At 44.1% G+C, this 8,124-nt stretch carries 4 protein-coding genes; 1 reads left to right on the forward strand and 3 read right to left on the reverse strand.

The window, feature by feature from the left end:
- The first annotated feature begins 48 nt into the window (after nucleotides 1–48).
- Nucleotides 49–2,172: a response regulator gene (locus tag ACFI6J_RS07665; protein ID WP_014976843.1), complete on the forward strand. Its 2,124-nt coding sequence runs from the start codon at nucleotides 49–51 to the stop codon at nucleotides 2,170–2,172.
- A 52-nt stretch (nucleotides 2,173–2,224) separates the two neighbouring features.
- On the opposite strand, the gene ACFI6J_RS07670 is transcribed toward ACFI6J_RS07665, so the two are convergent.
- The 3 genes from ACFI6J_RS07670 to ACFI6J_RS07680 form a co-directional block, all read right to left on the reverse strand.
- The gene (locus ACFI6J_RS07670; protein WP_039225312.1) at nucleotides 2,225–3,112 is read right to left on the reverse strand and encodes a WYL domain-containing protein; all 888 of its coding nucleotides are present in this window, start codon (nucleotides 3,110–3,112) and stop codon (nucleotides 2,225–2,227) included.
- Between the two features lie 115 nt (nucleotides 3,113–3,227).
- Entirely contained in the window at nucleotides 3,228–3,839 is a 612-nt protein-coding gene (locus ACFI6J_RS07675; protein ID WP_014949888.1) for a PEP-CTERM sorting domain-containing protein, read from the reverse strand.
- Nucleotides 3,840–3,850: 11 nt separating this feature from the next.
- The gene (locus ACFI6J_RS07680; RefSeq protein WP_462585968.1) at nucleotides 3,851–7,870 is read right to left on the reverse strand and encodes an ExeM/NucH family extracellular endonuclease; all 4,020 of its coding nucleotides are present in this window, start codon (nucleotides 7,868–7,870) and stop codon (nucleotides 3,851–3,853) included.
- Between the last annotated feature and the right edge of the window lie 254 nt (nucleotides 7,871–8,124).

Here is an 8,124-nt window from a genome sequence, read left to right on the forward strand (position 1 = left end):
ACTTGGTATCTATTATCTTTTAGTTATCACTGTGCCACTACTACCCTTATGTCTATACGTGTTCGTTATATCGTTGCGTTATTGCTAACCGCTACACTCGTCACTCTTTCTTTTATTGTTCTGTACGAATTAATCAGTGATCAGAAGAAAGATGCTGAAATTATCAATATCGCGGGTCAGCAACGCATGCTTTCACAGCGTATTGCGTTGCTCACCTCTACACCAAACATTTGCGAAGACAGTGAAGAGCAAAGGTATTTGGCGCAATCGTTAGCACGTTTCAAACAAAATCATCAACAGCTTGTGTCACTCGATAACCTTCCCGCCTCTATCTCTAATACTTACTTTAACGAAGGCCAGCTCGACAACAAAGTAAACCGATACATAAAAAGCGCCGATCAAATTTTAGATGCAGCACAGTGTCAGCCCACTACGCTTTTAGATATTCAAGCGCTGACATCGCTATTACAACAGCTTGATTATGTCGTCGCGCGGTTCGAGCAAGACGCCACTGCTAGAGTAGATGTGGTTCTTTCGATTGAAGTTTACTTATGGCTAGCCACACTCGCTCTATTATGTATCGAAGCAGCATTCATCTTTTCCCCTATGGAGCGCACCGTTAAACGGTCATTTGCCAAACTAACGAGCTTGAAAGAGCAAGCGGAAAGTTCGGCTGATGAGGCTCGTAGAGCAAGCAAAGCAAAATCAGAGTTTCTTTCAAGCATGAGTCACGAACTTCGTACACCAATGAACGGCCTGTTTGGCATGATCGAGTTGGCCATAGACAACCCTGACAAAAGCAACATCTACCTTAAAAAAGCCAAAACTGCTGGTAGGCAACTCCTTGTGTTAATCAACGATATTCTCGATATATCAAAAATTGAAGCAGGCAAAATCAAAATTGAACAGGCGCCAGTCGACCTATTACAAGTCTTGGACGATGTGGTGTCGTTACAGCGGGTTTACTGCCAAAGAAAAGGTCTTGAATTTCATTACTTAAAAGACCCTGACCTACCTCACGTAATTAAAGGCGATATCACTCGTATTTCGCAAATTCTGCACAACTTGTTAAGTAATGCAATTAAGTTTACTGAACAAGGTTCTGTCACGCTAAAGGTCACCTATACCAAACGCCCAAATGGCAATTATTTAAGCTTCGATGTTATTGATACCGGCATTGGTATCGAGTCATCAAAGCTTGATAATATCTTTAAGAAATTTGAGCAAGCCGACCAATCCACCACCCGTGAGTACGGAGGTACAGGGCTAGGGTTAAGTATTGCGAAGCAGTTGGCGAAACTCATGCTCGGCGACATCAATGTAACCTCATTTGTAGGCCAAGGAAGCACCTTCAGTTTTACTATGGCAGCGGAAGAATCTCAGTTGCCTGACATTAACGTTGAACCCAGTGCTAATTTGCGCTGTGCGATAGTTGATGATTTACAAACCAGCCGCGAATATTTTGAGCATGTCGTTACCTCCATGTCGATTGTGCCCCAAAGTTATGATAGTGCAAAAGCCTACCTATCAGACAGCCCACTGGCTTTCGACGTTATTATTCTTGATTTGTCTATGCCAGAGATGAGCGGGGTCGATTTGCTAGAACAGTTGAAGGCGATGAACCCAGATAAATTTCCTAAAATCATTCTTATCTCTGCTGAACTGGAACGACTAGAAGATGAAAATGATGTGTCTGAACTTATCTGGCGCACGCATGCTAAGCCCATTAATCGTCGAGAACTTGAGCATGATTTAGGAAGGTTAATTGAGACAAAACCCGTATCTCATAATGATGTTAAAGAAGGTAATAAGAAGAAACGCATACTGCTAGCTGAAGACAACGAAATCAATGCCGAAATCGTGAAGACTATATTGCAGTCAGAAGGCTATAAGTTCCTGCATGTTAAGAACGGAAAAGATGCCGTAGACGTGGGCAAGCGACATCAATTCGACCTTATTTTGATGGACTGCAATATGCCCGTCATGGGAGGTATTGAGGCATCAACAATATTACGCAAAGCATTGGAGGTTGACACTCCAATTGTTGCGCTCACTGCAAACGCCTTCGCAGAAGACAAAGAAGAGTGCTTGGCTGCCGGCATGACTGACTTTTTAGCCAAGCCTTTAGACAAAGACACACTACTGGTTTGTATCAAGAAATATATCGGTTAGCTGCATGTACTAACACTCAACAAGGAGCTGTTTGGCAGGCCACTTCCACATTTTATACGGTATAGGGTTCTTGCTCTGCAATGTACCCTGGCGCGATGGCTAAATTGTCGGTATTCGCAAGGCTCTGCTGATTCCTAAGCCAAAGTTGATACTCTCCGGTACGTAAGCTTGCATGTTTTGTACAATCAACATTCCAACGTCTAAGCAGGTATCCCGCCATGGCAGCCCGTACTTCCAATGTAAGCACGCCTTCTTCCATGGCGTAATCAAGCTCTATTGCGGTGGCATATTTAATATTCTTAGGATGCGGCACAATTTCAAGTGAGATAAGTCGCCCCCACTCTTCATCACAATCTATGCATTCATGGGTTTCAGGTTCTGCTTTAACCGTTACCTTACTAATTCGAGTTAGCACAAAATCTCTAAAACTTTGTGATTTTCTGTCGAATGCGCGAACATGCCAGCGTTGACCATTATCAACAATACTGTGAGGCACTAACTCTCTTGCACCACTGCCGCTTGAAAGCGACGTATAGATTACGCTCATCGCCTTTTTGTTCACGATGGCTTGTACCACTTTCGCCACCACAAAGATATCAGGAACATTAAGTGAAGATGCACTTTCAACAGGGAAATGTATGTCACCGATCGCATCGAATCCATCTGATATGTCGTTGGCAAGTTTCACAAGGGTTCGCTTTGCATCGTGTTCAAAAACTGGAATAAAGTTTTCTGTTTGAAAGTAACGTTTTTCCCTTGGATCGTAGACTAAGTTATCAGGGGCGAGCTCTTTGTATAGCGTAAAGTCACGAGAACCAGCCGATAGCCCCACTTCAAAACGATTTATTAAGTCTTGGCGATGAATAGCCCCTTTAAACAAAAGGCAGAAATCGATATACGCCAGTCGTTGGCGTTGAGAAAAAGAAATGGTTTCTAACATGGTGCACACTTATTGTATTTTTATTCAGTGTGGTTTATTTAAAGCCGTATGTAAATAGCAATAGAAATAAAAAAGCCCAGCACGTGGCTGGGCTTAAACTTTTAGCCATTAAGGTTTATGACTTCACACGTTTGCGAGCGAAAAACATACCACCTAAAGCCAGAAGCGAAAGCGCGAAGGTACCTGGTGCAGGTACTTCTGCAATACTGAAACTTGCGCTACTCACTTGTATAGGCGTCAGCTGCCCCCCTTGAGAGCCTTGAAAAATGTAAGAACCTGACAACCCATCAATTGTAATGTCACCAACAGACTGTGCGATAAATTGCACGGTGTATAAACCAATCACTGGTGTCTGCAGTTGATAGAACAAATCAATTTGTTCCAAGTAAGCTAGTGAACCTATCTCTAAAATTCCCCCCGGTAGAAAAGGAGGTAGAAACATCTCTAACACTGGGTTCCCCAAGCTGCTAACTGAGCCAAAAGGATTTAACGTAGAAGCGCCAATAAAACTCAAGAGCGAATCGTTAAAACCAATTGTCGTGTTATATACATCAAACGGTTGAGGAAACGGTACGATACCTAAAAAAGCATCTTCATTAGAAAAGCTTACCGTCGCCGTGATAGTTTCTCCTACTTGATAAATTGATTTATCCGTAGAGATTTCAATTATTGCGGCATTTGCATTAAAAGTAGCAATTGCCAATACCATTAAAATAATTTTTTTCATTTTCTTTCCAACTACTGAACTGCACATGCGGTACGTGTACACATAGACATTAACGCGTATAAATCGTAGATATTTAATCTGCCGTCATTGTTAAAGTCGTGCTCTTCAACCGTCGCTTGACGTTGCAGAAGCAAGGTGTAGAACGCCACAATATCGGTGTTGTCTATGTCACTATCGCCATCAAAATCACCAATTACTGGCTCCGGCTCACTCGTTTCAGGGAAATCCAGCACAACAATTACTGGATCGTGATCTGACGAACGATAAGCATCAGCTCCGTAATAGCTAGAAAGCTGTGTTTCTGACTTATATTCAACGTTGTAGTCGAAGACACGAGGCTCATCAGCATTGATATGCCAAACCGTTGCGTCTGCCACATACTCAGTCAAAGTTGAGCTTGATAGCGCGTGATCTAAGTAACCCATTTCGCCGCCGAAGCTATAAGAATAAGCACTTTCGCCGTGGAAGAGGTTCACCAAGTTGCTGTAACCGGCGTCTTCGAGAGCAAGAATTGGATCTTCTTTCGCATAAGCATTTAGGTCACCCATTACGATAACTCGGTCAGACAAACCTTCACTGTTTTGCACAAGCGCTGTCAGCCCTAACGCAGCTTGGGTACGTAGCTCGTTCCAGCAGCCTTGTCCATCACCCAAATCAGCATCATTACCTGTTGCACTGCCACAGCTTCCTTTTGATTTGAAATGATTTACCGCGAGCGTAAACGCTTCGCTGTTACTATTTACGCTAAAGGTTTGTAACAGCGGCTGGCGGTTACCGTAGTCAAAAGGAGCATCAGAGGAAGTAACCGCTGCGCCTTGTGGTGTAACCGTTGCAGGCTTATAAATAATACCTACCGCAATTTCATCACCACCAAGTAATGATTCAAGTGCTACATAGCTATACACTTCACTACCAAGTTCAGCATTTACGCTATTTACAAGAGAAGCAATGGCAGAATCACTCCCGTATCCATCGTTTTCGATTTCTACTAAGCCAAGTACATCTGCGTCCATCGCAACGATGGCTGCTACTGTCTTCGCTTGCTGGCGGGCAAATTCATCTTCTGAGTCTGCACCACGAGAGGTAGGGAAGTTCGGACCATTAAAGTAGTTAAGCACGTTAAAGCTAGCCACTTTGACATCGCCTTGTACGTCTAACTGGGGCACATCTGTTCTTGGGTTTGTGCGTACAGTTTGAAGAGCGCCAACTGGAATTAAGTTATAAGCACCAAATGCGTAGTGCATTACACCTTCCAGGCCTTCTACACTGTCGCCTAAACGCAGAGGATTCGCATGAGATAAACCTCCAACTGGGAAAGGAATATCGTCAGCATTTTGTGCGCTTGAGCCATCATCAACCAACAATGTGTTGCGTGCATTCGCTTCAGCCAAGGCAATAGCTTCACTTGAACCCGCGGCATATTGGTTTGTAGGGATCATCAGGCGGCCTGATGACACGTTGAATTGCCCATATCGACCAAGATTGTAAACGTCTGTCACGTTCAAAGTTTGCTGGAATTGAACCTGCATACCTTCAAGTGACTCTAGGTTAACACTCTCGTCAAATGGCATTTCAATGCTTGTCGTTAGTATATCAGCACCTGCACCTAGCGTTTCAGCATTGGCGCTTAGTACAATTTCTGTAATGCCATTGTATTCTGCCACTGCACCGTTAACACGCACAGCGTCACCAACAGATGGGTATTCAGTGAAGGTTGTCGAATAGGCAAATACACCTTCAGACGTCGCAGCATTGCCATCAGAGTCGGCGGCTTCTTCTTGAATAAAGAATCCGTTCATTTCCGGCACAACTTTAGTCACTACTGCCTCAACAACAACGTCATTGCCTGTAAGTGGCGAGGTATCGCCTTCGCCTTGGATAGCGCTAATTAAGACTACTTCACCAACTGGGTCAGTTGGGTCTGTAGGATCAGTTGGGTCGGTCGGGTCAGTTGGATCCGTAGGCTCGCTAACAGATCCATTGTGCGAACCAAAATTGTTAAGCGTATCTTTTGGTAGGCTATCCCATTCTTCAAGGGTAAACGCTGGGTTGCGGTTAGGGTTGCCTGCCGTTACTGAACTCTTGCGTACCAAAGTAACGTCTTTACCCCAGTTAGTTTTAACGCCGTACGTACCTAGAGCATCAACAACCTGACCGTTAGCGACGAGCTCAATGTAGTCATCGCCATTGAAATTAATCACGAAGCTGCTAATCGTTGAGCCGGCAGTTAACAGTGCATCTGCACTTCCGTGAGCGAATGTTGCTACGCCACCTGCTGGGATTGTGCCTTCAAGTGCTAACACTTTACGGTCAGCATCTGCGGTCTCACCATTGGAGAGTAAAACTAACTCATAACCCGCTAGACTTACCGGTTGTGTCGAGCTATTGAAAAGCTCTATACCTTTATTGAAACCGCCACCTTCGATGTATTCTGAAATGTAAATACTGCTGGTAGAAGGTGTTGTGTCACCGCCGGTATCACCACCTGTGTCGCCGCCGGTATCACCACCCGTGTCACCGCCAGTATCACCACCTGTACCATCACAACTCTCGTTGAAGATAAGTGAAGCAAGTTCAGGTTTGTCAATAAACGGATTTCGGTTTCCTTGGAATTCATAAACGCGCTCGTTACGACGACGTTCGAAGTCATCCACTGGATCACTTTCATGCCACTGAAGCAATACGCAAAGCTTACCAAACGCGGCTTCGCTAGTAGAGGTAAGGCGATTTACTAACACTAAGTCGTCTTCGGTATCACCAGCTGTATTGCCATCGTAACGCACGTCCATGTATAGCATTGAGCGTGCTACATCACCTTTTACTGCGTCACGAGGCTCAAAAGAGTCATCATCAACTCGGTTTAACGGAGCTTCAGAAAGCACGCTATCACTAAAATCAAAATCTAAGTTGCCGCGCGAGCTATTTACAGAAATATCGGTAGGACGCAGGTGCAGAATATCGCTGTATGCCGTTAGGCTTGAGCTAGGAAAACCATGGCTCTTAGCCCAAACATGTTCGCGATTCCAATTGTCTGGGTTGGTGCTTTGACTACCGCTACCGTTGGTAAACTTGCCTTGTGATATGCCTTTGTAGAACAAGATAACGTTATCGGTGTTAGCAGGATCTTCATCAGTGTAAGTGAGTGCTGTCCACACTTCTGAGTAAGAAAGCGTACGATGACCATTTTCAATGATGTTATGCGCCGTGTCTTTTAACGTTTGCGCACTTTCACCGTTTGCAATAGCTATGTCGAGAGCTGCGTAATAGTCAGATGCAACAAAGTCGCTGGCTAGGTTAACTGCTTCCAAATCAGGGCAGTTAAAACAAGTACCACTTAAGAAAAGAAGTTCATTTGAAGGTTCACCGCCGTTGTCAGGGTCACCGCCAGTATCCCCGCCATCGGTAGTTCCATTTCCACTTACTGAAATACTGTCTAAATTGAGATATTCGGTACCCGAGTTGTTAGCCATGGCTACTTTCAGTTCTAAAGTGCTTCCGCTACCTATCGTTTCGGTCAGTGTTGCAGAACCAAAGTCTTCCTGTACCGTATTCGTTGCCCCTTCTGAAAGCGTAATAAGCTCGAATGCGCCACCATCTAATGAGTAAAATACATCGATGTAGTCTGTCGACTCAAAATTTCCACTTTGAGAAAGCACGGCATTTATGGTGATATCACCGGCACCAGATATATCGATAGACTCGCTCAACCAGACTACTTCACCGTCAGTATCACGTGCTTGCATTGCGCCGCTTTCAACACGGAACCAGTCTGAAGTGGCACTTAGCTCACTCGCTGACACGTCTACTGACCAACGATCAACACCTTCAAGATCAACAATTGCTCCCGCTGGGTCTGAGCCAGTTGCGCCCTTGCCTTGCAGTTCATTTGCTTCGAAGTCCTCTTGCCATACTGTATCTGCAGAGGCATTAATAGAAACAACGCCTAACGACAATGCGCCCGCCAACAACGCGTTGACTACTTTAGCTGATTTCCTCAGCTTATACTTTTGTGTGTTACCCTCATGAATCATTTTGCTTTCCGCTTTTTTGTATAAGGAAGGTATAAATTCTTATACATACGTATATACAGCAAGCACTTAATAAAAATAATAATATAAACGTCACAAACGTTAAAAATCAGAAACTTAGACGTTTAAAATAAACTTACTTATTGATTAACTCTGCTGAACTTTGGTACAGGGAAAGTTGATTTGTCACAATGCGTAAATGTTTCAGCTTTGAAATATTTTAGTGACTCGCCGTGGTGCATGTTACAGTTTTATGC

Source organism: Alteromonas sp. G4i13 (assembly GCF_054960505.1).

Excerpts from the sequence above, each read along its gene's own strand:
- ACFI6J_RS07665 (WP_014976843.1), top strand. The coding sequence starts at position 49 with ATGTCTATACGTGTTCGTTATATCGTTGCGTTATTGCTAACCGCTACA.
- ACFI6J_RS07670 (WP_039225312.1), bottom strand. The coding sequence starts at position 3,112 with ATGTTAGAAACCATTTCTTTTTCTCAACGCCAACGACTGGCGTATATC.
- ACFI6J_RS07675 (WP_014949888.1), bottom strand. The coding sequence starts at position 3,839 with ATGAAAAAAATTATTTTAATGGTATTGGCAATTGCTACTTTTAATGCA.
- ACFI6J_RS07680 (WP_462585968.1), bottom strand. The coding sequence starts at position 7,870 with ATGATTCATGAGGGTAACACACAAAAGTATAAGCTGAGGAAATCAGCT.